General features: G+C 41.2%; 1 protein-coding gene. It reads right to left on the bottom strand.

Translation table 11 applies throughout. The features are described from left to right. Positions 1–249: 249 nt before the first annotated feature. Positions 250–1,142, bottom strand: an 893-nt coding sequence (locus tag R7D93_RS25820) for a cation:proton antiporter family protein (protein WP_318129624.1), incomplete at its 5' end; no start/stop codon positions are given.

The raw sequence follows: 1,142 nt of genomic DNA, 5'->3' as shown, positions 1-1,142 counted from the left end.
TGAACACATACAACATCCTTTCTAAACTAAACAATTTCTAATCGGTATGGATTCAATTTGCCATTCTGAGTAAAAAGCAACGTTTTGTGATTAAAAAAATGATAAAAAGCCTTGTTGATTAAATAATATTTAATTTATTTGTTGTTTTGATGAATGGAATTAAGGTTTGGTATGAAAATCAAACAAAAAAGCCTCTCTATTGATAGAAAGGCTTTTAATTGGTAGTAGCGTTGTTGCGTATTTTTATGGTTATTTTATCGAAGTGAACTGAGGTTCTAGTTGTTTGCACACGTGTCGCGCAAAACCACTACCTGCTTCGCTGTATATATTAAAGGCAGCGTCCACACCACTTTCCAACAAACCTTCTAGTTGGTCTGGATATTCTGCAATAGCGGCAATTTGCCCTTTGTAGTTTCTACGCTGAAGTTGTTCTAGTGCCGTCTGATTACCTTGATGGTGTGGCATTGCCAATAAAACTAACTTTACGTGACCAGTATCTAGGATTCGTTCCCAAAAATCTGGGTCGGTAGCATCCCCTGAAATGACATTACGTCCTTCTGAACGGTGTTGTTGTGCTGCTTCTTCACGGATCTCAATCCCCAGAGAAATCTTGCCGTAACGTGCGCGTAGCTCGTCATATGCACCGGTACCAATTCGCCCCATACCTAGAATAAGTACTTGAGCATGTCCCGGGTTGATCAACTGGTCACGTTGGTTGAGTTTCTCTGCAGCCGTTTCTTGTAACCATTTACCGGAATGTTGATAAATTTTATGGCCCAATCGATTTAGAGGTGCTGAGATAATAAAGGATAGTGAAACCGCTACAGCGATGGCTGCGAGCATGTCACTCGGCATCCACCCCATTTTGTACGCCAGGCCACCAACAATGAGCCCGAACTCGGTGTAGTTAAACGATGATAAAGAAGCTAGTAGGGAAGCACGCACGCGAAACTTAAAGTGGTTGATTGTGAGGAAGTATAGCAATCCTTTAATAGGCAGAAGGACAATGAATAAAAGCGCTAGTGCGATACCCGTTAGACTCAAAGATGGGGATAAGCCGATATGTAAGAAGAAGCAGACGAGAAAGAGCTCTTTCATATTAAATAGAGATTTAGACAACTCTGACGCTTTACAGTGACCAG

This window comes from Vibrio sp. YT-15 (assembly GCF_033337445.1).
Classification (GTDB): domain Bacteria; phylum Pseudomonadota; class Gammaproteobacteria; order Enterobacterales; family Vibrionaceae; genus Vibrio; species Vibrio alginolyticus.
This window is presented reverse-complemented; position numbering and strand designations above follow the sequence as displayed.